This window comes from Roseateles sp. P5_E4, from assembly GCF_054049255.1.
Map to the genome: position 1 here is coordinate 523510 of NZ_JBFUMS010000001.1, position 24676 is coordinate 548185.

Genomic DNA, 24676 nt, shown 5'->3' on the forward strand with positions numbered 1-24676 from the left:
TCCGTCAACAACGAAGAAAGGGAAACAAATGGAACTGCTGATCGTGACTTTGGTGCTGGCGACGCTGGCGATCGTGGGTCAACTGGGCGACGCCGTGAGTGGCCAGTACAACAGCAAGCGCGACTGAAGTCGCACTGAGACGGGCATGTGAACCGCGTGCCGCTACCAAGCAAGGGCTGCTTCTGCAGCCCTTTCGCTTTTCGGCGCCTATCCACCAATATGAAATCCATATAGCCACCGGCAAAGATTCGATATTTCAGAACTAGCAGCCCCTCCTAAGCTTTCGGCCGTTCCTGCACCAGTCATGGCCCCATGAGAATCACCAAGCTGACGACCTACCGCCTCGCCCCGCGGTGGATGTTCCTGAAGATCGACACCGATGCCGGCATCAGCGGCTGGGGCGAGCCCGTCATCGAAGGCAAGGCGCGCAGCGTCGAAGCCGCCGTGCACGAGTTCGAGCCCTATCTGATCGGGCAAGACGCCTCCCGCATCAACGACCTCTGGCAGGTCATGTACCGCGGCGGTTTCTACCGCGGCGGCGCCATCCTGATGAGCGCCATCGCCGGCATCGACCAGGCGCTGTGGGACATCAAGGGCAAGGCCCTGGGCGCTCCGGTGCATCAGCTGCTCGGCGGCCTGGTGCGCGACAAGATGAAGGTGTATTCCTGGGTCGGCGGTGACCGGCCGGCCGATGTCATCCGCGACATCAAGCGGCTGCGCGAAGGGGGCTTCGACACCTTCAAGATGAACGGCTCCGAGGAGATGGGCCTCATCGACAGCGCCCGCAAGGTCGACGAAGCCGTGGCCCGCATCGCCGAGATCCGCGAAGCCTTTGGCCACGACATCGAGTTCGGCATCGACTTCCACGGCCGCATCGGCGCACCGATGGCCAAGGTCATGCTGAAAGCGCTGGAACCCTACCGGCCGCTGTTCGTCGAAGAGCCCGTGCTGGCCGAGCAGGACGAAACCTATGCCCGTCTGGCTGAGCACACCGCCATCCCGTTGGCGGCCGGCGAGCGCATGTATTCGCGTTTCGAGTTCAAGCGCGTCTTCCAGGCCGGTGGCCTGTCGATCGTGCAGCCGGATCTTTCTCACGCCGGCGGCATCACCGAGTGCCACAAGATCGCTGCGATGGCCGAAGCCTACGACGTGGCCTTCGCGCCGCATTGCCCGCTGGGGCCCATTGCGCTGGCCGCCTGCCTGCATGTCGACTTCGTCTCGCACAACGCGGTGCTGCAGGAACAGAGCATGGGCATCCACTACAACCAGGGTGGCGAGTTGCTCGACTACGTGCTGAACAAGGAAGACTTCCACATCGAGAACGGCTACATGAAGCCGTTGACCAAGCCCGGCCTGGGTGTGGTGGTCGACGAGGAAAAGGTCATCGAGGCCAGCAAGACGGCGCCGGACTGGCGCAACCCGCTGTGGCGCCACGCTGACGGGAGCGTCGCCGAATGGTGATCGACGGCGGCCGCCTCATCGCGCTCGACTGGGGCAGCACGCGGCTGCGCGCCTTCCTGCTGGGCGCCGACGGTGCCGTGCTGGCGACGCGCCAATCCGAGCAGGGCGCCTCGACGCTGGCCGGCGCAGACGCCTTCGCCCAGGCGCTGGCCGCCGTGACCAACGGCTGGCCCGAGCTGCCGATGCTCGCCTGCGGCATGGTCGGCAGCCAGCATGGCTGGCGCGAAGCGCCCTATGCGCCCTGCCCGGCCGACGCCGCCGCGCTGGCTCGCCAGGCATTGCAGGTCGATGCCAGGTTCTGGATCGTGCCCGGCCTGATGCATGACGGCGCCCAACCGGATGTCATGCGCGGCGAAGAGACCCAGATTGTTGGCGCCTTCGCCTTGCATCCCGAGCTGGCCGAACAGGCCTGCCTGGTGCTGCCTGGCACGCATTCGAAGTGGGCGCGCGTCGAGGCTGGCAGGGTGACGGGTTTTGCAACCCACATGACCGGCGAACTCTACGCACTGCTGCGCCAGCATTCCGTGCTCGCCCGCTTGATGCCAGCGGACGGCAGTTCAGCGCCCTCCTCCCAGGCGTTCCTGGCTGGCGTGGACGCAGCGCGCGAGGACGGGGCCCTGAGCCACCAGCTTTTTGCCGTGCGCACGCTGGGCCTCTTCAAGCGGTTGCCCGCAGAGCAGTTGCCCGACTACCTCTCGGGCCTGCTGATCGGCCACGAGATCGCCAACGAACTGAAGGCCGCCACGCCCGAGCGCTTGGCTCTCATCGGCGACCCGGCACTGTGCGAGCGATATGCGCTCGCCCTCGGCCGTTTCGGCATGGACAAGCCGCTGCAACTCGACAACACCGCGCCCGCCGGCCTCTGGCGGCTGGCGCAAACCATGGGGCTTTGACATGCTCGACCAGGCACTGCAACAACTCCCCCTCGTCGCCATCCTGCGCGGCGTCAAGCCCGATGAAGTCGAGGCCATCGCCGACGCGCTCTATCTCGAAGGCTTTCGCGTCATCGAGGTGCCCCTGAACTCGCCCCAGGCGCTGGACTCGATCGCCCGCCTCGCACGCCGCATGCCCAACGACGCGCTGATCGGCGCCGGCACCGTGCTCAGCGCCGACGCGGTGCGTGACGTGCAGATCGCCGGTGGCCGCCTCATCGTCATGCCGCATGCCGACGTCGCCGTCATCCGCGTGGCCAAGGCGCGTGGCCTGGCCTGCATTCCCGGCGCGGCCACGCCGACTGAAGCCTTTGCGGCCCTGCAGGCCGGCGCCGACGCGCTCAAGCTCTTCCCGGCCGAGTTGGTCACACCGCCGGTGCTCAAGGCCATGCGTGCCGTGTTGCCGCGCGAGCTGAGCCTGCTGCCGGTGGGCGGCATCACACCCGAGACGATGGCCCCGTACAGGCAAGCGGGCGCCGCCGGCTTCGGGCTGGGCTCGGCGCTCTACAGCCCAGGCCTGACGGCATCCGACGTGGCACCGCGGGCAAGAGCTTTCGTGCAGGCCTGGCGCGCGCTCTGACACGCGACAAAAAAAGATAACGACACCGGAGACTCCATGAACCGCACGCTCACGCTGTGCGCAGGCTTGGTGCTGCTCGCTCTTGGCCAGGCCAGCGCCGACACGCTGCTCAAGCTCGATGCCCGCGCCGCCGCTCCGGCGCCGACAACCGGCCACCTGCAGCTCGGCACGGCACGCTCGCCTCAGGGCCAGACGCTGGACGTCAACAGCCAGTACCTGCTGCGCGACGGCAAGCCTTGGCTGCCGGTCATGGGCGAGTACCACTACAGCCGCGCACCCGCCTCGCAATGGGATACCCAGCTGCGGCTGATGAAGGCCGCCGGCATCGACATCGTTGCGAGCTATGTGTTCTGGAACCACCACCAGGAGCAGCCCGGCGCCTTCAACTGGAAGGGCAACCACGACCTGCGCCGCTTCGTGCAGCTGGCGCAGGCCGCCGGCTTGCAGGTCGTCGTCCGGCTGGGCCCCTGGGCGCACGGCGAGGCCCGCTACGGCGGCATTCCCGACTGGGTCGTCGACAAGATGCCCACGCGCGGCAACGACCCCGAATACATGGGCCATGTCGAGCGCCTGTACGCCGAGATCGGCGTGCAGCTCAAGGGCCTGCTGTGGAAGGACGGCGGTCCGGTCGTCGGCGTGCAGCTGGAGAACGAATACAACATCCGCGGCCCTGGCAAGGGCGAGGACCACATCAGCGCACTAAAGAAGCTCGCGCTGAAGGCCGGCATGGATGTGCCGCTGTACACCGTCACAGGCTGGGACGGCACCGTCTACCCGTCCGGCGAGGTCACCCCCGTCTTCGGTGGCTACCCGGATGAGCCCTGGGCCACCAGCACCCGGGAGCTGCCGCCCAAGGAGACGCACGCCTTCCGCTTCAGCACCCGCGTCAGCGGCGATCTCGGCGCGCAGACCCAGTCGCACGCCCCAGGTACCGCCGAGACCGACAAGGACAAGGTGCCCTTCCTCGGTGCCGAATACGGCCCCGGCCTGCCGGCGATGTACCGCCGCCGCACGCTGGTGTCGCCTGACGACATCGCGGCCATGCTGCCCGTGCAGCTGGGCTCGGGCGTCAACCTGTTCGGCTACTACATGTTCCACGGCGGCCGCAACCCGGTCGGCGTGGGCGGCACCGGCCTGGAGGAAAGCACGCTCAGCGGCGGCTACAACGACACGCCACGCATCAGCTATGACTTCCAGGCGCCGCTGGGGCCTGACGGTCAGCAGCGCCCGGTATTGACCAAGCTGCGTCCCTTCCACTATTTCCTGCGCGAACACGGCGCCGCGCTGGCGACGATGACGGTACGCCAGCCCGAGCGCTCGCCGACCAACCCGGCCGACCTGCAAACGCCGCGCTGGTCCGTGCGAAGCAAGGGCGACGCCGGCTTCCTGTTCTTCAACAACCATGTGCGCCAGTACGCCATGCCGGCGCAGGTCGGCGTGCGCTTCGAGGTGCAGCTGCCGGGTGGCAGGGTGACGCTGCCGAGCACGCCGGTCGACATTCCCAACGGCGCCTATTTCATCTGGCCCATCAACCTCGAGCTTGACGGCGTGATGCTGCGCCACGCGACGGCCCAACCGGTCACGCGCCTCGACGCGGGCGCCCAGGGCATCGTCCATGTGTTCGCAACGACGGCCGGCGTCCCCGCAGAGTTCGCGCTGCCCGACGGCATCAGGACACTGGAGCCGGACGCGAACCAGCTGCAGCGCATCGGCAGCCGCGACGGCCGCGCCGTCAGCGTGCTGCTGCTGGCGCCGGAACAGGTGGAGCAGTTGAACGTGCTGGAGATTGCCGGGCAGCGCCGGCTCGTTTTCAGCGAGCAGCAGGCCTGGGTGGCGAACGGCAAGCTGCAACTGCGCGGCATCGGCCCGCAGCCGCTTCGCGCCGCCGTCTTCCCTGCCCTGCCCGGGCCGCGTGCGGTCGGCCTGAAGGTCGGTCAGAACGGCCTGCTGCAACGCCTGGAGCTGGCGGGCGACAACGCCCAGCCGACGCTGCAGATCAGCCCCACCCGCCCGGCCCGGGCCGTGCCACCCGTGTTGAAGGGTGGCCTGGCCAAGGCGGCCGTGCAGCCTATTCCCGAGGCATTTGCCGCGGCGGTGACCTGGTCACTGAAGCTGCCCCAGCCGCTGGCGCCGAACGCGGAAGACGTGCTGCTGGAACTGGACTTCGTCGGCGACATCGGCCGCGTCTTCGCCGGCAGCCGGATGCTGGACGACTGGTACTACAACGGCCAGCGCTGGCAGATCGGCCTGCGCCAGTTCGCGCTGCAGCCGGGTGCCGAATTGCAGCTCAGCGTGCTGCCGCTGCGCGGCGACGCGCCGGTCTACATCGACGCGGCCCATCGGCCCGCCTTCGCCGCCGGCCAGACGCAGGTCGCCGAATTGCGCGGCGCCCGGCTGCTGACGGTCAGGCATGCAGCGATCGCGCCCTGAGCGATCGATATTCCGAATCTGGATAGTTAAGCCCGGACATTCGATTTGTGTTGGATGGAACCGCTCCGTAACCTGGACTTCTGATGACATTGAACGGCGACCTTGAACTGACCTTGCCACAGGGCGCCCTTCTTGGTGAGGGCCTGCTCTGGCATGGCGGCCGCTGGTGGTGGACGGACATCGAGGCGGCGACCCTGTTTGCCTGGCAGCCGGGCGCGGCGGGACCGCTGTCATGTCGCCTGCCGGATCGCCTGGGCAGCTTCGCCCACTGCCGCTCGGGCCGCGTGTTGCTGGGCCTGGCCAAGCGCCTGGCTCTCGCGACGTTGGGCGACAACCTGGATCTTGGCCAGTTGCAGACCGCTGCCCCGGTCGACGCCGCCGAGCCGCGCACGCGCATCAACGACGGGCGCACCGACCGGCGCGGCAACTTCGTCTTCGGCACGATGAACGAGGCCCAGGAGCGCCGGCCCAAGTCCACGATCGCCAGCTTCTACCAATACTCCATGGCCCACGGCCTGCGCCGCCTGGCCTTGCCGGCGGTGGCGATTGCCAACAGCGTCTGCTTCAGCCTGGACGGCCGCACGATGTACTTCTGCGACACGCTCTCCCAGCGCATCCAGCAGTGCGATTACGACGCCGACACCGCCCAGGTCGACAACGTCCGCCTGTTCACGGCGATGGACCGCGACGACGCCTGGCCCGATGGCTCGGTCGTCGATGCCGAAGGCTGCCTGTGGAACGCCCAATGGGGCGCCGGCCGCGTGGCACGTTACGACCCCGAGGGCCGGCTGATGGGCGTGTTGCGCGCCCCGGCCACTCACACCAGTTGCCCCGCCATCGGCGGTGAAGGCATGGACCAGCTGATGCTCACCACCGCCCGCACGGAGCTGAGCCGCGACGCTCTCGCCGCCCAGCCGCTGTCCGGCAGCCTGTTCGGCTTGCGCCTGCCCACGGCGCTGGGTGTGCCTGACGCCCTGTTTGAAGACTGACGGAAGACTAGGAGACAACAATGAAGATGCAACGACGCGCCGCACTGGCCCTGGCCCTGCTGGCCACCCCCTTCGCGCTGCAAGCGGCCGAACCGGTCAAGATCGGCTTCCTCGTCAAGCAGGCCGAAGAGCCCTGGTTCCAGGACGAATGGCGCTATGCCGAGCAGGCCGCCAAGGACAAGGGCTTCACCCTCGTGAAGATCGGCATCCCCAACGGCGAAAAGATGATGGCCGCCATTGACAACCTGGCGGCGCAGAAGGCCGTCGGCTTCGTCATCTGCGCACCCGACGTGAAGCTCGGCGTGGCCGTCAACCGCGCCGCCAAGCGCCACAACCTCAAGGTCATGTCAGTGGACGACCAACTCGTCGACGGCGCCGGCAAGCCCATCGCCGACATTCCCCACATGGGCATTTCGGGCTACGAGATCGGCAAGCAGGTCGGCCAGGGGCTGCTGGCTGAGATGAAGGCACGCGGCTGGAAGCTGGACGAGGTGGGCGTGCTGCGTGTGGCCTTCGACCAGTTGCCCACGGCGCGCGACCGCACCACGGGAGCGGTGGATGCGCTGAAGGCTGCCGGCGTGCCGGCCGCCAACGTGGTCGACGCGCCCCAGGCCAAGACCGACACGGAGAGCGCCTTCAACGGCGCCAACATCGCCTTCACGAAGAACGCCAAGTTCAAGCGCTGGGTCGCCTTCGGCCTGAACGACGAAGCGGCCCTGGGCGCCGTACGCGCCGCGGAAGGCCGCGGCATCAAGCAGGACGCGATGCTGGCCATCGGCATTGGCGGCAGCCAGACGGCGCTCAACGAGTTCACCAAGCCGACGCCGACGGCCTTCTACGGCACGGTGCTGATCAGCCCGAAGCGTCATGGCTACGAGACCGCCGTGGCGGTGTATGAATGGGCCACCGCGGGCAAGGCGCCGCCGCCCGTCACGCTGACCAGCGGCATCCTGATGACCCGTCAAAACCAAGCTGAACTCCGAAAGCAGATGGGCCTCTGACATGGCTTCCCTGCAGTTCGACAACATCAGCAAGGTCTTCCCCGGCGTCAAGGCGCTGAACGGGGTGAGCTTCGAGGCGCGGCCGGGCCAGGTCATGGGCCTGCTCGGCGAGAACGGCGCGGGCAAGAGCACGCTGCTGAAGATCCTCGGTGGCCAGTACAAGCCCGACGGCGGCAGGCTGCTGATCGACGATCAGGAGCGCCACTTCACCTCGGCCGGTGACGCCATTGCCGCCGGCGTCGCCATCATCCACCAGGAGCTGCAGTACGTGGCCGAGCTGACGGTGGCCGAGAACGTGCTGCTCGGCCGCCTGCCGACTCGCCTAGGCCTCGTCGACCACAAGGCCGCGCGCCGGCTGGTGGCCGAGCAACTGGCAGCCATCGGCGTGGATCTGGACCCGGCCTCGCGCCTGTCGGAGCTGTCCATCGCCCAGCGCCAGATGGTCGAGATCTGCAAAGCCGTCATGCAGGACGCCAAGGTCATCGCTTTCGACGAGCCCACCAGCAGCCTGTCGCACCGCGAGACCGAAATCCTGTTCCGGCTGGTGAAGCGGCTGCGCGCCGAAGGGCGCACGCTGATCTACATTTCGCACCGCCTCGAAGAGCTGTACGAGCTGTGCGACGCCTGCACCATCTTCCGCGATGGCCGCAAGATCGTCACGCACGAGGTCATGGCCGAGGTGCCGCGTGAGCGCCTGATCGCCGACATGGTCGGCCGCGAGCTGCAGGACATCTACGACTACCGCAGCCGCCAGCAGGGCCCGATGCGGCTTGAAGCGCGCGGCTTGCAAAGCGACCGCCTGCCCACGCCACTGAGCTTTGCAGTGAGAGCCGGCGAGGTGCTGGGCTTCTTCGGCCTGGTCGGCGCCGGCCGCAGCGAGCTGATGCGCCTGCTCTACGGTGCCGACGCGCGCCGCGGCGGCGAGGTGCTGCTCGACGGCCAGCCGGTGCGTGCCCACAGCCCGGCGGACGCCATTGCCGCAGGCATCGTCCTCTGCCCCGAGGATCGCAAGGAACAGGGCATCCTGGCGCACAGCTCAGTCGCCGAGAACATCAACATCAGCTGCCGCCGCCACGGCCTGGCGGGCGGCGTCTTCCTGCGCCACGGCCAGGAAGCCCAGCGCGCTGACGACTTCATCAAGAAGCTGCGCATCAAGACGCCCAGCCGCGAGCAGGAGATCCGCCTGCTGTCCGGCGGCAACCAGCAGAAGGTCATCCTCGCGCGCTGGCTGGCCGAGCCAGGGCTGAAGGTGCTGATCCTCGACGAGCCGACCCGCGGCATCGATGTGGGTGCCAAGAACGAGATCTACAAGATCATCCACGACGTGGCGGCCTCGGGCTGCTGCGTCATCGTCATCTCCAGCGAGCTGCCCGAAGTGCTGGGCATCACCGACCGCCTCATCGTCATGCGCGACGGCCGCATCAGCGGCGAACTGGACCGCGCCAACGCCAGCGAGACCGCCGCACTTGCCCTGGCCTTGCCTGACGGAGCGCCCGCCGCACCACTGCAGTGAGAAGCTGTGAACGAACCCCACACACCCGCTCATCCCGCCGCGACGCCGCCACTCGGCGTTGCAAATGCTCGCCGTAGCAAGAGCTACGGCTGCGCTTTGCGCCTTGATTGGCGACGCCGCGACGGCCTGCTCGGCCGCGCGGGATTCATTCGCAGCTTCTGACATGAACACGACCACTCTCACGCCCCGCCCCGCCATGTCCTCGACGTCCCGCGCCCTGCTCAAGGAACACAGCATGACGCTGGGCTACGGCCTGCTCTTCGTCGTGCTGGCCTTCACCGTCGAGAACTTCTTCTCCAGCGCCAACATCGTCGGCCTGCTGCTGTCGGTCGCCCAGATCGGCATGGTGGCCTGCACCATGATGCTGTGCCTGGCCTCGCGGGACTTCGACCTCTCGGTGGGCTCAACCATCGCCTTCGCCGGCGTGCTCGGCGCCATGGTGCTGGAGCGCACCGGCAGCGTCGGCCTGGCCATCGGCGGCGGGCTGCTGGCCGGCGCGCTGATCGGCGCGGGCAATGGCGTGCTGATCGCCTATCTGCGCGTCAACGCGTTGATCGCCACGCTGGCCACCATGCTGATGGTGCGGGGCCTGGCCTTCATCGCGTCCAAGGGCCAGGCCGTGGGCATCGCCGACGAAGGCTTCATCAGCTTCGGCGACACGAGCTTCCTGAGCCTGCCGCTGCCGATCTGGATGACGGGCTTCAGCTTCCTCATCTTCGGCGTGCTGCTCAATCACACCGTCTTCGGCCGCAACACGCTGGCCATCGGCGGCAACCCCGAGGCGGCACGCCTGGCGGGTGTGCGCGTGGAACGGCTGCGCGTGTGGATCTTCCTGCTGCAGGGCGTCGTCACGGCGCTGGCAGGCCTGATCCTGTCGGCACGCATCACCAGCGGCCAGCCCAACGCGGCCACGGGCTTCGAACTGGACGTCATCTCGGCCTGCGTGCTGGGCGGCGTGTCACTGCAGGGCGGCAAGGCGCGCATCTTCGGCGTCGTCATCGGCGTGCTCATCATGGGCACAGTCGAGAATGTCATGAACCTGCTCAACGTCGACGCGTTCTATCAATACCTCGTGCGTGGCCTCATCCTGCTGGCCGCCGTCCTTCTCGACCAACTGAAGACCCGAGGCGAACGCCGTGGCTGACATGGCGCCCCTCGCCCAAGGATTACCTTGGTCGGTCCCCCGCGGGGACGGCGATGCTTGCGGCATTGAGCCGCAAGCACATCGCCAGCGCGGGCCGGCTAGGGAGCGGCCCGTCGCTCGGCCCGCAAATACGACGAACCGTGGGACGTTCGCCACGATGGAAAGCTGAGATGAGTTCACGTCTGCAAGGCAAGGTCGCGCTGGTGACCGGTTCCACCCAGGGCATCGGCAAGGCCATCGCCCGGCTCTTTGTCGCCGAGGGCGCCAGAGTCATCCTCAACGGGCTGGCAGCCGACGAGGCGCTGGGCGCGGCGTTGGTGCAGGAGCTGGGCGATGACAACGCCATGTTCATCGCCACCGACATCGCCGATGAAGCCGCCGTGCGCGCGATGGCTGCGCGCGGCGTCGAGCGCTTCGGCACGATCAACGTGCTCATCAACAACGCCGGCATGGACGTCTTCGCCGAGCCGCTGGCGATGACGACGGCGCAGTGGCAACGCTGCTTCGCCGTCGACCTCGACGGCGCGATGCACTGCAGCCGTGCCGTGCTGCCCGGCATGCTGGAGAGCGGCGGCGGCAGCATCGTCAACGTCGCCTCGGTGCACGGCCACCGCATCATCCCCAACGCCTTCCCCTATCCCGTCGCCAAGCACGCACTGATCGGCATGACCAAGGCGCTAGGCATCCAATACGCCGCGCACAACATCCGCGTCAACTCCATTTCGCCGGGGCTGATCCTGTCCGAGCGTGTCGTCGAGTGGCTGGCCAACTCACCCGAGGACGCCAAACGGCAGGTCGAGCTGCTGCCGCCCAAGCGCATCGGCGAGCCCATCGAGGTTGCCTACACTGCGCTCTTCCTCGCCAGCGACGAAGCCCGCTTCATCAACGCAACCGACATCCTCATCGATGGGGGCCGGTCGCAGCTCTATCACGAATGACTGACCCGCGCTCGGATCGCTTTGTCCGCTCCCACCTGAAGACCCGCCAGCTCGTGCTGCTGGTGGAACTCGGTCGGCACGGCTCGATCCTGCATGCCGCCCAGGCCGCCAACCTGACGCAGCCGGCGGCATCCAAGCTGCTGGCCGATCTCGAGCACGCTCTGGGCGTCAAGCTCTTCGAGCGCCTGCCGCGCGGTGTGGCGCCAACCTGGTACGGTGAGGTCATGATCCGGCGCGCCGGCGCGGCCCTGGCCGAGCTGGACGCCGGCCATCAGGAGCTCATGGAACTGCTGTCGGGCCTGTCGGGCCGCGTGGCGGTCGGTTCCGTGCTGACGCCCTCGACGACGCTGCTGCCGGCCGCCATCACGCAGCTCAAGGCGCGCCAGCCGCGGGTGCATGTCGCCATCTCGGTGGACACCAGCAAGCTGCTCATCCAGCACCTGCAGAACGGTGAGCTCGACCTCGTCATCGGCCGGGTGCTGGACAGCGAGTCGGCCGCCCAGCTCAGCTTCGAACCGCTCACCGACGAGCCGCATTGCCTGGTCGTGCGCGCCGGCCACCCGCTGTCCGACCGTCGCGACCTCAGCCTGCCCGAGCTGGCCCGCCAGAGCTGGATCCTGCCGCCCGGCGGCAGCATCCTGCGCGACCGCCTGACCGCCCTGTTCCTGTCCGCCGGCCTGGACCAGCCCCAGCAGACCGTCGAGACCCTGTCCCTGCCCGTCATCACCAGCCTGCTCGGCCAGTCCGACATGTTGTCGGCCCTGCCTGAAGAGCTGGTCAAGCCCTATCTGGAGGCGGGTTTGTTGGCTGTGCTCAACTTCGACCTCGGCCTGCGCATGGACGCGTATGGCATCGTCACCCGCCGCGGCCATCAGCTGTCGCCGGGGGCGGAGCTGATGCTGAACTGCCTGCGCGAGGAAGCCGCGCGGCGCGGCCTGCACACCTGACGCGGCAGCGGCTATCCTGCCCAGTCGGACACTCAGGAAGCCCAGCACCGTGACCTTCTCCTGCGACGTCGCCATCATCGGCGCCGGCACTGCCGGCATGGCTGCCTACCGCGCCGCGCGCGCCCACACCGACCGCGTGCTGCTGATCGAGGCCGCCCACTACGGCACCACCTGCGCGCGTGTCGGCTGCATGCCGAGCAAGCTGCTGATCGCTGCGGCCGAAGCAGCCCAGGCCGTGCGCGAGGCGCATCGCTTCGGCGTGCAGGCCGAGGCGCCGCGCATTGACGGCCGGGCCGTCATGCAGCGGGTGCGGGACGAGCGCGATCGTTTCGTCGGTTTCGTGCTCGAGACGGTGCATGGCTGGCCGGAATCCACGCGGCTTTTCGGCCGGGCGCGCTTCCTCGCCCAAGGCGTGCTGGACGTCGATGGCCAGCGCGTCGAGGCCCGAACCATCGTCATCGCAACCGGCTCCCGGCCCTTCGTGCCGGCGGGCTGGCGCGAACGCCTGGGAGCCAGGCTGATCGTCAATGACGATGTCTTCGACTGGGTCGACCTGCCGAAGTCGATCGCTGTCGTCGGCGCCGGCGTCATCGGCCTGGAACTGGCCCTGGCCCTGCACAAGCTCGGTGTGCGCGTGCGCCTGTTCGCTCGCGGCGATCGCGTCGGGCCGTTGACCGATCCCGAATTGCAGCCGCTGGCCCAGAAGCTGTTTGCCGAAGACCTGCCACTGACGTTGAGCGCCACGCTGGACCCGGCGCTGGACGGCGACCAGGTCCTCGTCGGCGGCGAGCACTTCGACGCCGTGCTCTGCACTGCAGGCCGCCAGGCCAACCTCGACGGCCTGGGGCTGGAGACCCTGAACCTGCCACGCGATGCCCAAGGCCACCCGCTGATCGACCGCCATACCAGCCAGTGGGGTGGCATGCCGGTCTTCATCGCCGGCGACGTCACCAACGATCGGCCGTTATTGCATGAAGCGTCGGACGCCGGCCGCATTGCCGGCGACAACGCAGCACGCTGGCCCGATGTGCACAGTCGCCCGCGCCGCGCGCCGCTGGCGATCGTTTTCAGCGAGCCGCAGATCGCCATTGCGGGGGCGAGTCACTCGGAGCTGCTCGCCACGGGCCGCGACTTTGACGTCGGCCGCGTCAGCTTTGCCGACCAGGGCCGCAGCCGCGTCATGCTCGTCAACCGCGGCGGCCTGCATGTCTATGCGGAGCGCGGCACGGGCCGGTTGCTGGGCGCCGAGATGATCGGCCCGGCCGCGGAGCACCTCGGCCACCTGCTGGCCTGGAGCGTGCAGCGCGGCGACACGGTGCAGCAGATGCTGGACTGCCCCTTCTATCACCCGGTCGTGGAGGAAGGCCTGCGCACGGCGCTACGCCAGCTGCACAGCGATCTCCACCTGCCTGCGCCGCCCATCGAGAACTGCATGGACTGCGATACCGAGGCCGAGGTCGGCGGCTGACGACGCTAGGATCACAGGATGAAGAAGTTCGCTACCTGGAACGTCAACTCACTCGCCGTCCGCCTGCCGCAGGTGCTGGACTGGCTGGCTGCCCACCCGGTCGATGCGCTGGTGCTGCAGGAGACCAAGCTCACCGATGACAAATTCCCGACCATGGAAATCGGCGAGGCCGGCTACCAGGTGCAGTGGTTCGGCCAGAAGACCTACAACGGCGTCGCGCTGATCAGCCGTGAACGCGCGGATGACGTCGTCAAGAACATCACCGGCTTTGCCGACGAGCAGGCCCGGGTCATCGCCGGCACCGTGGGCGGTGTGCGCGTCATCGGTGGCTACTTCCCGAACGGCCAGGCGCCCGACAGCGACAAGTTCACCTACAAGATGAACTGGCTGACAGGTCTGCGCGGCTGGTTGATCGAGGAAATGAAGCAGCACCCCGAGCTGGTGCTGATGGGCGACTTCAACATCGCGCCCGAGGACCGCGACGTCTACGACCCCATCGCCTGGGCTGGCCAGATCCACTGCACGCCGCAGGAGCGCGAGCACTTCCAGCAGCTCATTGGGCTGGGGCTGACCGACGCCTTCCGGCTTTTCGAGCAGCCGCCCAAGAGCTGGAGCTGGTGGGACTACCGCAACCTGGCCTTCCGCAAGAACCAGGGCCTGCGCATCGACCACATTCTCGTCAGCGAGGCTTTGAAGCCTCGCGTGACGGCCTGCGAGATCGACAAGCTGCCGCGCAAGAACGAGCGGCCGAGCGACCATGCGCCGGTCATCGTCACCCTCGACGACTGACCTCGGATAGCGCGCGGACGACGCGGGCTACTTCTTCGCGAGGACCCAGGCCACCAGCGCATTGGCGTGCCCGTGGCCCATCTCGTGCTCGGCCTTCAGCAGGTTGACCAGCTCCATATGCTTCATCGGCCCGGCCCGGGCGATGACCTGTTCCCAGTGCGCGATGGGCTGGCCGTATTTCTTCTCGATGGAGGGGAAGTAGGAGGCGGGGCCCTTGACCTTGTTGTCTTGCGTTGCCATATCGATACCCTTCAAGTCTGACTGACGCCCGGCGATCGGCCGGCATCTGCTGCATGACGATTCAGAGCAGCAAGTTTCGACAAACCGCGAATCGCAAACCGGGCATTTCAAGGGCGAGTGACATGCACAACAGGAACTTGGCAGGCAAGGTGGCCCTGGTGGCCGGCGCCACGCGCGGCGCCGGCCGTGGCATCGCGGTGGCCCTGGGCGAGGCCGGTGCGACGGTCTACTGCACCGGGCGCAGCACGCAGGCGGCCCGCTCGGAGATGGATCGACCCGAAACCATCGAGGAGACGGCGGCCCTCGTCGATGCTGCGGGCGGCCGTGGCATCGCGGTAAAGGTCGATCATCTGGTGGCCGACGAAGTGCGCAACCTGGTCGCCCGCATCGAGCGTGAACAGGGGGCACTGCACGTTCTGGTCAACGATATCTTCGGTGCGAGCAAGATCGAATGGGGCAAGACGGTCTGGGAGTCGGATCTCGAATTCGGCCTGCACAGCCTGCGCCTGGCCATCGACACTCATGCCATCACCAGCCACTTCGCGATCCCGCTGCTGCTCAGGGCGCCGGGCGGCCTGGTGGTGGAGATCAATGACGGCACCGAGGAATACAACGGCACGCGCTACCGCAATTCCTTCTTCTACGACCTAGCCAAGGCGGCCGTGCTGCGCATGGGCTTTGCACTGGGCCATGAGCTGAAGTCGCACGGTGCCACGGGTCTGTCACTGACGCCGGGCTGGCTGCGCTCCGAGACCATGCTGGAGGCCTTTGGCGTGCGCGAGGACAACTGGCGCGACGCCATCGAGCGCGTGCCGGGCTTTGCGATTGCCGAAAGCCCGGCCTTCGTCGGGCGGGCCGTCGTGGCGCTCGCGACCGACCCCGACGTCGCGCGTTGGAACGGCCAGTCGCTGTCCAGTGGGCAACTGGCCCGCATCTACGGCTTCACCGACCTGGACGGCAGCCAGCCCGACGCCTGGCGCCACATGCTCGACAGCGAGGCGGGCGACGTCGACGTGGCGGCCTATCGTTAGATCGCGTCCAGGTTTGCCTGGAAGCGTTCGAAGAAGCGCCCGATGTGCACGCCGTCGCACAGTGCATGGTGCACATCGACGGCGACCGGCATCAGCAGCCGGCCGTTCGTCTCGATGAAGCGGCCGAAGGCCACCTTGGGCCGGTCGTCGCCTTGACCGCGCGCGTGGGTGAACGCAGTGAACCCCAGCCAGGGCAGCGCGGTCATGTGGACCAGCGTTTCCTCGCGCACGTCGCCGGGCTCATCGGCGGCGAAAAGGTCGCCACTGGCATGGCGCACGCGCTCGATGCCGGGCTTGGCGCGGGCGGCAAAGCTGGCGAGCGAAGGTTCGCGTGGCAGCGTCAGGAAGCCAAAACTTCCGTCGTCGCGCAGCACCGTCGTGCTGGCATGGATGACGCCGAACTCGCGCACGCCCCGGCCGCCGTCGGTCAGCGTCTGGCGCATCGCATCGACGCCATTGGCTGCCTCCAGCGCGGCGTGGTGGTAGGCCAGCCAGGGCGTGGCGCCGTGAGCAGCGGCGCGCTCGCGCAGGCCGGTCACGTCGACCGGCGCGGTGATGCTGAAGGCCGGCTGGGCCATGGTGCGGAAGTGCGCCAGCGCGGCGCGGCGCGGCCAGGCGTCGAGAGGGATGTCGCGGTCTTGCATATGGACCGCATGCTCGCACGAAGGCACATGCGTGAACGTGGACAAAAAAGGAGCCCGGTCTGCCGAAGCAGGCGGGCTCGAAGGAGTTGAAGGGTGGTTGCGCGTCAGCCGCTCAGCTCGCCGCCTTGCATCGGCCGCACGCCGAAGTCATAGAGGGCCCGCTGGAGTTCCTCGGCGCGATCTTCGCCAAGGTCGGCAAAGAGGCGGCTGTTGGGCGTGCTGCGGATCTGGCCGATCTGGTTGTAGCCCAGCGTCTTGGCGCATGCCAGGGTGCGCGACGTCAGTGGCAGGCAATCGAGCGGCGCCTGATCGGCGAGGCTCAAAAGCCGGGCATAGGTTTCGGGGGAAATGGACACGGTGCCTGTGCTGCGGCAAGGGTGGGGGGCCGGGGCCGTATGCAGCGGCATCAGGAATGCGAGAGATGCGGAGCTCGTTGGCTGGAGCTGGTCATCTGCGCAATCTATCGCCGCATGCATTGGGCAAGAACCCGTCGATCAGGTCAGCCTCCAAGCTTGGGCAGACCGAGAAGTTCGCAGATCAGGTCGATGACTTTCATGGGGGGCTCCTGCAGGGTGGGGGCTAGATGTCGCCAGCCCGCACTTTCCCTGTTTTAACCCCCCTAGAAACCTAGCAAGTCTGCTAGGTTGAAACCGCATTACAGAATGCCGGCCGCCACGCACCTGAGCACTGCCTGGTGCTTGGACGTCACGCCCAGCTTGCGCATCACATTGCCAAGATGGAAGTTCACCGTCTTCTCGCTCATGCCCAGGATGACGCTGACCTCCCAGGCCGTCTTGCCCTGGGCCGTCCAGCTCAGCACGTCCAGCTCGCGCCGGGTCAGCTTGGGCAGATCACCCTTGTTGAGCTTCGCGCCCAGCAGCCGGTCCGCCGCCGTCAGCGCATGCGCAGCCAGCAGCTGCAGGCCCGCAACCATCTGCATCAGCTGCATGCCCGGCTCGGGCAGCGCCTCGTCGCGATCCACGCCGAGCAGGAAGTGCTTGTCACCCGGCAGGTGCAGCTTGACGGCGATTCCCGTCTTGTAGCCGTAGGGTGCCTGCGCTTCCCAGATGTCCCCGGCGTCCGCCGCTACATACGTTTTCTGATCGTAGACGACCGGCACGGCATGGCTCATGAGCTTGGCCATGACGGGATCCCGACGGGCCTCGCCCAGGTCCTTCGCCACCGCGAGATACCCCTCGGGCGTATTCCCCAGCGACGTGATCTGCACATCGGCGTCCTGCAGGCGCCCACGCATCAGCACGCCGGAGATGATCGGGAAGCCCAGCGCATCCGCCGTCGCGACAAGGCGGCGCTCGAAGCTTTCGAAGTCGTCACTCAGGCCGACGTCGATCAGCTGCTGGTAGTTCATTTCGGGCTTACCCATACCTGCCAAGTCTGCCAGCTTGTTCCCCACTGGCCCTGACCAGAGACTGCCCTCCCGTTCGAATCACACGACACAGAGGAGCCGTCCATGCCAACCCTGATCCAGTTGCCCGAAGGCAGCGTCTGCTGGCCGGTGGCCGCGCTGTCCAGCGCCGCCCAGGATGTCCGCCACGCTCGGACCCAGGTGCACCGCGTGCGCCGCGACGAGCACCGCGTCAGCGGCTCGACGCGTTGGGAGCGCTGCTATGCCGACGCCTGCGCCTGGGTGGAATGGGACTGGGTCGAGATCAACGAGGGCACCGTCGCGCAGGCCGATCCGCTCAATGTGCGCTCCAACGTGCTGCTGCTGGACGCCCGCGGCCGCCCGCTGCTGTCGTCGCGTCGACGCGCGACGTTGGCGACGCTGGTGTATCTGCTGCCCTGGCAGGGTCCGGTGCTGGACAAGCTGAGGATGGACGAACCTTCGCGCCGCAAGGCCGTTGCGGAGCAGCGCCTGGCCGCTTGAACACTGGTGACAGCGCGGGGCACCGGCTTTGCGCAGAATCGAGGGCTTCATCGCTTGAAGCCGCCGCCATGAGTTCTCCCTCTCCCGAAGCCGTCCTTTCCCAATGGCAAGCTGACGAGGCCGCGCTGCGCACGCGGCAGCAGGGTGAAACCGGCCTGGCTTCGCGGGCCATGCTGGCTGGCAAGACCGGCCTGCAACAGATGCAGGCCATGCTGGATGGCCTGGCACCCCGGCCACCGATCAGCGAGACGCTGGACTTCCTGCTGATCTCGGTGGAGGACGGAATCGCCGTCTTCCAGGGGCGACCACAGTTCAAGCACTACAACCCGCTCGGCAGCGTGCACGGCGGCTGGTTCGCGACGCTGCTCGATTCCGCCCTGGGCTGCGCGGTGCACACGACCTTGCCGGTGGGCCGCGGCTACACGACGCTGGAGTTCAAGATCAACCTCGTGCGCGCGCTGAGCGACAAGGTGCCCTTCGTACGCGCCATCGGCAAGGTGGTGCACCGCGGCCGCCAGGTGACGACGTCGGAGGCGACGCTGGTCGGCCACGACGGCAAGCTCTACGCCCACGCCAGCACCACCTGCCTGTTGTTCGACCTGCCGAGCTAGACGCGCTCGAGCTTTTGGTGCGGCAGCGGCGGCAGCCGTACCGTGATCGCATCGCCCGGCTTCACGGCACCGCCGGCCAGCACGATGCTCATGATGCCAGCCTTGCGCACGACCTCGCCGTCGGCATCGCGGTCGACGACGGCCTTCAAGAGGCCAGCCTCGAAGTTCTCGATCTGCGGGCAGGGGTTGCGCAGGCCGGTCACCCGCAGCACGACCTCGGTGCCGATGCGCAGCTCGGTGCCGCGCGGCAGCGCGAGCAGGTCGATGCCGCGGGTCGTGAGGTTCTCGCCCATCTGGCCGGGCTGAACGCCGAAGCCGCCGGCGGCGAGTTCGTCGAAGAGCTCGCCCTGGATCAGATGGACCTGGCGCAGATTGGGCTGGGTCGGGTCCACGGCCACGCGCGAGCGGTGCTTGACCGTCACGCCGCAATGGGCGTCGCCTTCGACGCCCTGCCCTGCGATGAGGCGCAGCTCGCCTCTCGCGAACTTGGAGAAGCTGTGCGTTGCGCTGGACCAAACGGCCGCAACGGTCGCAACGACCGCCAGCGTCATGCGCGCAGTGCCGCGGCCTCGGAGGCCAACTTGGTGATGCGCGCCCAGTCCTTGGCGTCGACCGCGTCCTGCGGCGTCAGCCAGGAGCCGCCGCAGACCTTGACGTTGGGCAACTTCAGGAACTGCGGCGCCGTCTCCAGCGAGATGCCACCGGTCGGGCAGAAAGCCACGTCCGGGAAGGGGCCGGCCAGCGACTTCAGCAGGTTGACGCCGCCGACGGCAACGGCCGGGAAAAGCTTCAGGAAGCCAAAGCCGGCGGCATTGGCCTGCATGACCTCGGAGGCCGTCGACACGCCGGGCAGCAGCGGCAGGCCCTGGGCCTGGCAGGCGGCGGCCAGTGCGTCGGTGTAGCCGGGGCTGACGCCGAACTGGCAGCCGGCATTCTTGGCGTTCGTCACGTCGGCCGGGCTGCGCAGCGTGCCGGCGCCGACGATGGCGCCCGGCACCCTGGCCATGGCTTCCATGGCCTGCAGGGCGACGGGGGTGCGCAGCGTCACTTCGAGCACGCGCACGCCGCCAGCAACCAGCGCTTCGGCCAGCGGCACGGCGTCTTCCAGGCGCTGGATGACGATGACGGGGATGACGGGGCCGTGGCTGGCCAGGCTCAGGGTGTCGATCATTTCAATTCTCCATAAGACCGGGGTATTCGGGCCGAGCGCTGGGCCGCTCCCGAGCCGGCCCGCTTGGCGAAGCTTGCGGCTCAATGCCGGAAGCTTTGGCGTCCCCTCGGGGGACCGGCCAGGCTGGCGCGCGTTCAGCGCCGCCAGACTGGACGAGGGGCTGTCTCACTTCACAACCAGGTGCAGGCGCCTTCTTCGGCGCTCAGGACATTGCGGCGCAGGCCGGCAAAGAGTTCGCGGCCTAGGCCGTGGGCATTGACGTCGGCTTCGTCCGGATCGAGCGTCGCCACCTCGCGGGCCGCCCAATCGGCCTCGTCGACCAGGGCGGCCAGCGTGCCGGTCTGCGCGCAAACGCGCACGACGTCGCCATCACGCAGCTTGGCCAGCGGCCCACCGGCCAGAGCCTCGGGGCTGACGTGGATGGCCGCGGGCACCTTGCCGGAGGCCCCGCTCATGCGGCCGTCGGTGACCAGCGCCACCTTGAATCCCTTGCCCTGCAGCACGGCCAGCGGCGGCGTCAGCTTGTGCAGCTCGGGCATGCCATTGGCGTGCGGGCCCTGGAAGCGCACGACGACGATGACGTCGCGCTCCAGCTCGCCGTTCTTGAACGCGTTCAGCATGGCTTCCTGCGTCGTGAAGATGCGGCAAGGCGCCTCCACGGTGTGGCGATCCTCGGGCACCGCCGAGACCTTGATGACGGCGCGGCCGAGGTTGCCGGCCAGCAGCTTGAGGCCACCGGTGGTGCTGAAAGGCGCGGCGGCCGTGCGCACGACACCGTCGTCGCCACTGACGGCCGGCAGCGGCTCGCGCACCACCTCGCCGCTCTGGCCCACCGCCCGCGGCACGAAGGCATAGGGGCGCAGGCTGTCGCCGGCGACTGAGATGACGTCCTCGTGCATCAGGCCGGCGTCCATCAGCTCACGGATGACGAAGCCCGGGCCGCCGGCGGCCTGGAACTGGTTCACGTCGGCGCTGCCATTGGGGTAGACGCGCGACAGCAAGGGCACGACGGCGGACAGGTCGGAGAAGTCCGTCCAGTCGATCAGGATGCCGGCCGAACGGGCGACGGCGACCCAGTGGATCAGGTGGTTGGTCGAGCCGCCGGTGGCGAGCAGCGCCGCCATCGCGTTGACGATGCAGCGCTCGTCGACGAGGTGGCCTATGGGCTTGGCGGCCCGGCCCGCCACGCGGCCACTGATGTTGATCGCCGTGGCGACCGCCTCGCGCGTCAGCGCCGTGCGCAGGTCGTCGTGCGGATGCACGAAGGCGCTGCCCGGCGTGTGCAGGCCCATCGCCTCCAGCAGCATCTGGTTGCTGTTGGCGGTGCCGTAGAAGGTGCAGGTGCCGGCGCCGTGATAGGCCGCCTGCTCGCTCTTCAGCAACTCGTCGCGGCCGACCTTGCCCTGGGCGTAGAGCTCGCGCACCTTGGCCTTGTCGCTGTTGGAGATGCCCGAGCTCATCGGCCCGGCGGGCACGAAGACGCAGGGCAGATGGCCGAAGTGCAGTGCGCCGATCAACAGGCCCGGCACGATCTTGTCGCAGATGCCCAGCAGCAGGGCCGCATCGAAGACGTCATGCGTCAGCGCTATTGCCGTGCCCATCGCGATGGTGTCGCGCGAGAACAGGCTCAGCTCCATGCCGGGCAGGCCTTGCGTCACGCCATCGCACATCGCCGGCACGCCGCCCGCGACCTGCACCGTGGCGCCCAGACGGTGCGCCTCGGCTCGGATCTGCTCCGGGTAGCCCTCGTAGGGCTGGTGGGCCGACAGCATGTCGTTGTAGGCCGTGACGACCCCGAGGTGGGGGGCTTTCTCGGCGACGATGCGCAGCTTGTCGTTGGACGGCATGGCCGCCACGGCGTGGGCGACGTTGGCGCAGCCCATGCGCTCGAAACCGCGCTGGCGGCCGCCGAGCTTGGCGATGCGGGCGAGATAGTCGCCACGCAGCTTGGCGCTGCGTTCGCGGATGCGGTCTGTAACTTGAATGAGTGTGTCGTGCATGCGGGTCTCCTGCGGCTCTCGTAACCGGCCCTTGGGAATTTAGGTAACCATATTACTTGCCTCCAGCGCTGCGCGGGTTACGGGCTGGGTACCTGAGAAACGTCGTGCAACTCTCTGGCATGACAAGATGGGGGCGATGGCGTCACAGGCAATCCATATTCCCCATGGCCCGGCGCGCAGCGCCCATCTGTTGCAGCGCACGACCGCCGAATGGCGGGCTAGCGGCGAAGACCTGCTGCTGTTTGCCTATGGCTCGTTGATCTGGCGGCCCGAGTTCGAGTATGCCGACGCGCTGCCGGCGCGGGTGTTGGGCTTTCACCGCGTGCTGCGCATGCGTTCGCGCGTGAACCGCGGCTCGCCCCAGGAGCCGGGCCTGGTGCTGGCGCTGATCTCGGGTGGCAGTTGCCGCGGGCTGGTCTACCGCATCCCGCGCACCGTCGGTGAAGAGGTGTTGCCGCGTTTGTGGGAACGCGAGATGCCCAACGGCGTCTACGAGCCGCGCTGGCTGAACTGCGACACCGGCGCGGGCCGGCTGCGCGCCCTGGCGTTCACGCTGTCGCGCCAGAGCCCGAACTGGACCGGGCCTTTGCATGAGCCGGAGCTGCTGCACATCTTTCAACACGCCAGCGGCCGCTACGGCACGACGCTGGACTATCTGCTACGCACCGTTCAGGGTTTGCGCGAACATGGGATCCGCGACGCGGAACTGGAGCGCCAGGCCCACCTGGCGGCGCAGCACGGGCTGTGCGCCCCGCTTTGATCAGCCCCTGAGCCGCGCGAGATCTTCCTCGGTGTCGACGTCGACATGCACGCCGGGGTCGTCGACGGGAATGGGTTGCGCCGCGTAGCGAGCCACGATGCGCCGCGCGCCCTCATCGCCCTGCAGGGCCACCAGCTCCGAGTAGAGCTCAGTGCCAAAGCCGACCGGATGGCCCTGGATGCCGCGGTACTGGGCATAGCAGACGGGGTAGCGCTCCAGCCCCTCGGCCACGGCCATGATGGTGGTCGGCTGCACAAGCGGCATGTCGGCCGGCAGGATGAGCCAGCCGTCGGCATCACCCGTGGCGCTGACGCCGGCGACGATGGAATGCCCCATGCCGATGGGCTGAGGCCGGCCGTGGGTATCGCGCTCAGGCAGCGTCACGACGTCGCGCGCCGCGATGAGCTTGTGCACGGCCGGCGCCAGGGCTGCCGTCGTCACAACGACAACCGGAAGCTGCGTCGCGATGGCATGGCGCAAGGTGCGCGCCAGCAAGGTATCTCCACCGGGCGTTCCCGCCAGGTGCTGTTCCAGCTTGTGGCCCGAGCCGCGGAAGCGCGAGCCGCGACCCGCGGCCAGCACAACGACGACGGGGCGTCGCTTTGTCATTTGCTATTCGTCCTTCAAAACCCACTTACCTAGCGCCGGTCTGAGCCGTTTGCTGCAGTGCCACAAGCATGCCGAGTGAGGCTTCGCTTGAAACTGGGGCGTTCACTTAAGGGAAGGTCTGCATACGTAGGGAGGTCGTCAGGCCTGGCGTTGGGCCCGCGCCGGGGCGAGTTGCGGGGTGAGGCAAGGCGCCTGCGAGGCGTGTGGCGGGCCTACACAACGAGCGGGCAACGACGAATCACCCCGCAACTCGCCCCGGCCCTCCGGGTTGGGCTGCAAAGGGCTCAGTCGTTGTTGCAAGTGCTCGCGATGCCACCGGCATCGCTGCGCCTTGCGCCTAGACTGAGCCCTTTGCAGCACCAACGCGGGCCTAACGCCAGGCCTGATGACCTCCCGCCATGAGCAAGTTGAGCGACTTCCGAAAGAGCTACGAACTAGGGGAGCTGGATGAGGTGCAAGCTGCGGATGGACCGCTGGCGCTCTTCAACCGCTGGATGGATGAGGCCATCGCCCACGATGTGTCCGAGCCGACCGCGATGACGGTGGCCACGGTCGGTGCCAACCACCGGCCGTCGACCCGCGTCGTGCTGCTCAAGGGCTGCGATGCACGCGGCATGGTCTGGTTCACCAACTACGAAAGCCGTAAAGGTGAAGAGTTAGCAGGCAACCCTTACGCGGCCTTGCAATTCCACTGGGTGGAGATGGAACGCGTCGTGCGCATCGAGGGGCGCGTCGAGAAGACCTCGGCCCAGGAATCGGACGACTACTTCAAGAGCCGGCCGCTGGATTCGCGCCTTGGGGCCTGGGCTTCACCACAGAGTCGGGTCATCAGTTCACGTGCTGTGCTGGTGGCCAACGCCGCCAAGGCAGCCGTTCAGCAGGGCCTGAACCCGGACCGGCCGCCGCATTGGGGCGGCTACCGCCTGGTGCCAGATCGCTATGAGTTCTGGCAGGGGCGCCGTTCCCGGCTGCACGACCGGCTGGTCTTCAGCCTGGATGCCGACCGCTGGGTGCGCGAACGGCTGGCGCCCTAATTGACGGCGTTGCCGTCCTCGACGCGGTAGTACAGGCCGTAAGGGTCGTCGTTGAGCACGGCCAGCACGCCTTCGACGACGACGGGTTCCAGCGTGTAACGCACCGGCTTCTTGGTGCGCACCTCGACCAGTCCCTCGGGCCCGGCCGGTACGCAAAAGGAGCAGGTCGTCGGCACCGACGACAGCAGGAAGTGCTGCTGCTTGTCGCCCGCCTCCAGCGGCATCATGAAGCCCTGCACCTTGATGGTCTTGCGGTCCAGCGCCTGCACGGCGGCCGGGAAGGTCGGCACGATCTTCTTTTTCTCGGCCTTGGCGGTGACTTGGGACAGCAAATGCCAGGACACGATGTCGGCGCGTTCCTCCAGCGGCTTGAAGGGGCTGCGCGGGTCGTGATAGCCAGGCCCCTGCCCCATGCCCGGCGGCGTTTGGGCGAACGCCGCAGCAGCGGCAAGACAGACGGCGAGAAGGGGCTTGAACTTCATGATGGCGGGATTGT

The 24676-nt window shown here is 67.8% G+C and carries 26 protein-coding genes; 17 read left to right on the top strand and 9 right to left on the bottom strand.

Going from position 1 to position 24676, the window contains the following annotated elements; genetic code table 11:
• Positions 1 to 312: 312 nt before the first annotated feature.
• From dgoD to ACXJLH_RS02240, 12 genes are all read left to right on the top strand, one after another.
• Positions 313 to 1461, top strand: a complete 1149-nt coding sequence (gene dgoD / locus ACXJLH_RS02185; RefSeq protein ID WP_056202424.1) for a galactonate dehydratase — start codon at positions 313 to 315, stop codon at positions 1459 to 1461.
• Positions 1455 to 2354: a 2-dehydro-3-deoxygalactonokinase gene (locus ACXJLH_RS02190; protein ID WP_457442334.1), complete on the top strand. Its 900-nt coding sequence runs from the start codon at positions 1455 to 1457 to the stop codon at positions 2352 to 2354. The genes dgoD and ACXJLH_RS02190 overlap by 7 nt, the downstream gene beginning before the upstream one ends.
• Position 2355: 1 nt before the next feature.
• Positions 2356 to 2973, top strand: coding sequence for a 2-dehydro-3-deoxy-6-phosphogalactonate aldolase (locus ACXJLH_RS02195; protein ID WP_457442335.1), 618 nt, complete (start codon positions 2356 to 2358; stop codon positions 2971 to 2973).
• 36 nt (positions 2974 to 3009) lie between these two features.
• Positions 3010 to 5403, top strand: a complete 2394-nt coding sequence (locus tag ACXJLH_RS02200; RefSeq protein WP_457442336.1) for a beta-galactosidase — start codon at positions 3010 to 3012, stop codon at positions 5401 to 5403.
• 83 nt (positions 5404 to 5486) lie between these two features.
• Positions 5487 to 6392 carry an SMP-30/gluconolactonase/LRE family protein gene (locus ACXJLH_RS02205; protein ID WP_457442337.1) on the top strand — a complete coding sequence of 302 codons (906 nt, stop codon included), beginning with the start codon at positions 5487 to 5489 and terminating at the stop codon, positions 6390 to 6392.
• A gap of 26 nt (positions 6393 to 6418) precedes the next feature.
• Entirely contained in the window at positions 6419 to 7393 is a 975-nt protein-coding gene (locus tag ACXJLH_RS02210; RefSeq protein ID WP_457442424.1) for an arabinose ABC transporter substrate-binding protein, read from the top strand.
• Position 7394: 1 nt separating this feature from the next.
• Positions 7395 to 8906 carry an L-arabinose ABC transporter ATP-binding protein AraG gene (gene araG / locus ACXJLH_RS02215; RefSeq protein WP_457442338.1) on the top strand — a complete coding sequence of 504 codons (1512 nt, stop codon included), beginning with the start codon at positions 7395 to 7397 and terminating at the stop codon, positions 8904 to 8906.
• Between the two features lie 163 nt (positions 8907 to 9069).
• Positions 9070 to 10050, top strand: coding sequence for an L-arabinose ABC transporter permease AraH (gene araH, locus ACXJLH_RS02220; protein ID WP_056202407.1), 981 nt, complete (start codon positions 9070 to 9072; stop codon positions 10048 to 10050).
• A 170-nt stretch (positions 10051 to 10220) separates the two neighbouring features.
• Positions 10221 to 10988, top strand: coding sequence for an SDR family oxidoreductase (locus tag ACXJLH_RS02225; RefSeq protein ID WP_457324439.1), 768 nt, complete (start codon positions 10221 to 10223; stop codon positions 10986 to 10988).
• Positions 10985 to 11935, top strand: coding sequence for a LysR family transcriptional regulator (locus ACXJLH_RS02230; protein WP_056202403.1), 951 nt, complete (start codon positions 10985 to 10987; stop codon positions 11933 to 11935). The genes ACXJLH_RS02225 and ACXJLH_RS02230 overlap by 4 nt, the downstream gene beginning before the upstream one ends.
• 49 nt (positions 11936 to 11984) lie before the next feature.
• A complete protein-coding gene (locus tag ACXJLH_RS02235; RefSeq protein WP_457442339.1) occupies positions 11985 to 13403 on the top strand; it encodes a dihydrolipoyl dehydrogenase in 1419 nt (472 codons plus the stop codon).
• A gap of 18 nt (positions 13404 to 13421) precedes the next feature.
• Positions 13422 to 14192 (top strand): exodeoxyribonuclease III, encoded by a 771-nt coding sequence (locus tag ACXJLH_RS02240; RefSeq protein WP_457442340.1) that lies wholly within the window; start codon positions 13422 to 13424, stop codon positions 14190 to 14192.
• Positions 14193 to 14219: 27 nt separating this feature from the next.
• Here the strand turns inward: ACXJLH_RS02240 and ACXJLH_RS02245 are convergent, their stop codons facing one another.
• Positions 14220 to 14432, bottom strand: a complete 213-nt coding sequence (locus ACXJLH_RS02245) for a DUF4287 domain-containing protein (RefSeq protein ID WP_457442341.1) — start codon at positions 14430 to 14432, stop codon at positions 14220 to 14222.
• A 122-nt stretch (positions 14433 to 14554) separates the two neighbouring features.
• Between ACXJLH_RS02245 and ACXJLH_RS02250 the strand changes: the two genes are divergently transcribed.
• Positions 14555 to 15463 carry an SDR family oxidoreductase gene (locus tag ACXJLH_RS02250; RefSeq protein WP_457442342.1) on the top strand — a complete coding sequence of 303 codons (909 nt, stop codon included), beginning with the start codon at positions 14555 to 14557 and terminating at the stop codon, positions 15461 to 15463.
• Here ACXJLH_RS02250 and ACXJLH_RS02255 read toward each other — a convergent pair.
• From ACXJLH_RS02255 to ACXJLH_RS02265, 3 genes are all read right to left on the bottom strand, one after another.
• Positions 15460 to 16107: a CatA-like O-acetyltransferase gene (locus ACXJLH_RS02255; protein WP_457442343.1), complete on the bottom strand. Its 648-nt coding sequence runs from the start codon at positions 16105 to 16107 to the stop codon at positions 15460 to 15462. The genes ACXJLH_RS02250 and ACXJLH_RS02255 overlap by 4 nt on opposite strands.
• Before the next feature lie 104 nt (positions 16108 to 16211).
• Positions 16212 to 16463, bottom strand: a complete 252-nt coding sequence (locus ACXJLH_RS02260; protein ID WP_157281978.1) for a hypothetical protein — start codon at positions 16461 to 16463, stop codon at positions 16212 to 16214.
• Positions 16464 to 16762: 299 nt separating this feature from the next.
• Positions 16763 to 17491 (bottom strand): helix-turn-helix transcriptional regulator, encoded by a 729-nt coding sequence (locus ACXJLH_RS02265; RefSeq protein ID WP_457442344.1) that lies wholly within the window; start codon positions 17489 to 17491, stop codon positions 16763 to 16765.
• A gap of 87 nt (positions 17492 to 17578) precedes the next feature.
• Here ACXJLH_RS02265 and ACXJLH_RS02270 point away from each other — a divergent pair, with 87 nt between their 5' ends.
• Positions 17579 to 17995: a DUF4902 domain-containing protein gene (locus ACXJLH_RS02270; protein ID WP_056202384.1), complete on the top strand. Its 417-nt coding sequence runs from the start codon at positions 17579 to 17581 to the stop codon at positions 17993 to 17995.
• A 68-nt stretch (positions 17996 to 18063) separates the two neighbouring features.
• Complete coding sequence (locus ACXJLH_RS02275; RefSeq protein ID WP_056202381.1) at positions 18064 to 18606, top strand: PaaI family thioesterase; 543 nt, start codon at positions 18064 to 18066, stop codon at positions 18604 to 18606.
• On the opposite strand, the gene ACXJLH_RS02280 is transcribed toward ACXJLH_RS02275, so the two are convergent.
• From ACXJLH_RS02280 to edd, 3 genes are all read right to left on the bottom strand, one after another.
• Positions 18603 to 19157, bottom strand: a complete 555-nt coding sequence (locus ACXJLH_RS02280) for an MOSC domain-containing protein (protein WP_457442345.1) — start codon at positions 19155 to 19157, stop codon at positions 18603 to 18605. The genes ACXJLH_RS02275 and ACXJLH_RS02280 overlap by 4 nt on opposite strands.
• Entirely contained in the window at positions 19154 to 19777 is a 624-nt protein-coding gene (eda, locus tag ACXJLH_RS02285) for a bifunctional 4-hydroxy-2-oxoglutarate aldolase/2-dehydro-3-deoxy-phosphogluconate aldolase (protein WP_200955318.1), read from the bottom strand. Before eda ends, ACXJLH_RS02280 begins: the two co-directional genes overlap by 4 nt.
• A 170-nt stretch (positions 19778 to 19947) precedes the next feature.
• Positions 19948 to 21777, bottom strand: coding sequence for a phosphogluconate dehydratase (gene edd, locus ACXJLH_RS02290; RefSeq protein WP_457442346.1), 1830 nt, complete (start codon positions 21775 to 21777; stop codon positions 19948 to 19950).
• A 136-nt stretch (positions 21778 to 21913) separates the two neighbouring features.
• On the opposite strand from edd, the gene ACXJLH_RS02295 reads away from it, so the two are divergent.
• Entirely contained in the window at positions 21914 to 22537 is a 624-nt protein-coding gene (locus ACXJLH_RS02295; protein ID WP_157281976.1) for a gamma-glutamylcyclotransferase, read from the top strand.
• Here ACXJLH_RS02295 and ACXJLH_RS02300 read toward each other — a convergent pair whose 3' ends face one another.
• On the bottom strand, positions 22538 to 23146 hold the full coding sequence (locus tag ACXJLH_RS02300) for a nucleotidyltransferase family protein (RefSeq protein WP_056202371.1): 609 nt from the start codon (positions 23144 to 23146) through the stop codon (positions 22538 to 22540).
• Between the two features lie 398 nt (positions 23147 to 23544).
• Between ACXJLH_RS02300 and pdxH the strand changes: the two genes are divergently transcribed.
• Entirely contained in the window at positions 23545 to 24180 is a 636-nt protein-coding gene (gene pdxH / locus ACXJLH_RS02305; protein WP_457442347.1) for a pyridoxamine 5'-phosphate oxidase, read from the top strand.
• On the opposite strand, the gene ACXJLH_RS02310 is transcribed toward pdxH, so the two are convergent.
• Positions 24177 to 24662, bottom strand: coding sequence for a DUF3299 domain-containing protein (locus tag ACXJLH_RS02310; protein ID WP_056202365.1), 486 nt, complete (start codon positions 24660 to 24662; stop codon positions 24177 to 24179). The genes pdxH and ACXJLH_RS02310 overlap by 4 nt on opposite strands.
• Positions 24663 to 24676: the final 14 nt, after the last annotated feature.

What these genes read in the sequence shown, in the direction of transcription:
- ACXJLH_RS02190 (WP_457442334.1), top strand. Translation starts at nt 1,455, where the DNA reads ATGGTGATCGACGGCGGCCGCCTCATCGCGCTCGACTGGGGCAGCACG.
- ACXJLH_RS02295 (WP_157281976.1), top strand. Translation starts at nt 21,914, where the DNA reads ATGGCGTCACAGGCAATCCATATTCCCCATGGCCCGGCGCGCAGCGCC.
- araH (WP_056202407.1), top strand. Translation starts at nt 9,070, where the DNA reads ATGAACACGACCACTCTCACGCCCCGCCCCGCCATGTCCTCGACGTCC.
- ACXJLH_RS02300 (WP_056202371.1), bottom strand. Translation starts at nt 23,146, where the DNA reads ATGACAAAGCGACGCCCCGTCGTCGTTGTGCTGGCCGCGGGTCGCGGC.
- ACXJLH_RS02250 (WP_457442342.1), top strand. Translation starts at nt 14,555, where the DNA reads ATGCACAACAGGAACTTGGCAGGCAAGGTGGCCCTGGTGGCCGGCGCC.
- ACXJLH_RS02210 (WP_457442424.1), top strand. Translation starts at nt 6,419, where the DNA reads ATGCAACGACGCGCCGCACTGGCCCTGGCCCTGCTGGCCACCCCCTTC.
- ACXJLH_RS02205 (WP_457442337.1), top strand. Translation starts at nt 5,487, where the DNA reads ATGACATTGAACGGCGACCTTGAACTGACCTTGCCACAGGGCGCCCTT.
- pdxH (WP_457442347.1), top strand. Translation starts at nt 23,545, where the DNA reads ATGAGCAAGTTGAGCGACTTCCGAAAGAGCTACGAACTAGGGGAGCTG.
- ACXJLH_RS02270 (WP_056202384.1), top strand. Translation starts at nt 17,579, where the DNA reads ATGCCAACCCTGATCCAGTTGCCCGAAGGCAGCGTCTGCTGGCCGGTG.
- dgoD (WP_056202424.1), top strand. Translation starts at nt 313, where the DNA reads ATGAGAATCACCAAGCTGACGACCTACCGCCTCGCCCCGCGGTGGATG.
- ACXJLH_RS02200 (WP_457442336.1), top strand. Translation starts at nt 3,010, where the DNA reads ATGAACCGCACGCTCACGCTGTGCGCAGGCTTGGTGCTGCTCGCTCTT.
- ACXJLH_RS02245 (WP_457442341.1), bottom strand. Translation starts at nt 14,432, where the DNA reads ATGGCAACGCAAGACAACAAGGTCAAGGGCCCCGCCTCCTACTTCCCC.
- edd (WP_457442346.1), bottom strand. Translation starts at nt 21,777, where the DNA reads ATGCACGACACACTCATTCAAGTTACAGACCGCATCCGCGAACGCAGC.
- ACXJLH_RS02275 (WP_056202381.1), top strand. Translation starts at nt 18,064, where the DNA reads ATGAGTTCTCCCTCTCCCGAAGCCGTCCTTTCCCAATGGCAAGCTGAC.
- ACXJLH_RS02255 (WP_457442343.1), bottom strand. Translation starts at nt 16,107, where the DNA reads ATGCAAGACCGCGACATCCCTCTCGACGCCTGGCCGCGCCGCGCCGCG.
- araG (WP_457442338.1), top strand. Translation starts at nt 7,395, where the DNA reads ATGGCTTCCCTGCAGTTCGACAACATCAGCAAGGTCTTCCCCGGCGTC.
- ACXJLH_RS02280 (WP_457442345.1), bottom strand. Translation starts at nt 19,157, where the DNA reads ATGACGCTGGCGGTCGTTGCGACCGTTGCGGCCGTTTGGTCCAGCGCA.
- eda (WP_200955318.1), bottom strand. Translation starts at nt 19,777, where the DNA reads ATGATCGACACCCTGAGCCTGGCCAGCCACGGCCCCGTCATCCCCGTC.
- ACXJLH_RS02195 (WP_457442335.1), top strand. Translation starts at nt 2,356, where the DNA reads ATGCTCGACCAGGCACTGCAACAACTCCCCCTCGTCGCCATCCTGCGC.
- ACXJLH_RS02230 (WP_056202403.1), top strand. Translation starts at nt 10,985, where the DNA reads ATGACTGACCCGCGCTCGGATCGCTTTGTCCGCTCCCACCTGAAGACC.
- ACXJLH_RS02225 (WP_457324439.1), top strand. Translation starts at nt 10,221, where the DNA reads ATGAGTTCACGTCTGCAAGGCAAGGTCGCGCTGGTGACCGGTTCCACC.
- ACXJLH_RS02310 (WP_056202365.1), bottom strand. Translation starts at nt 24,662, where the DNA reads ATGAAGTTCAAGCCCCTTCTCGCCGTCTGTCTTGCCGCTGCTGCGGCG.
- ACXJLH_RS02265 (WP_457442344.1), bottom strand. Translation starts at nt 17,491, where the DNA reads ATGGGTAAGCCCGAAATGAACTACCAGCAGCTGATCGACGTCGGCCTG.
- ACXJLH_RS02240 (WP_457442340.1), top strand. Translation starts at nt 13,422, where the DNA reads ATGAAGAAGTTCGCTACCTGGAACGTCAACTCACTCGCCGTCCGCCTG.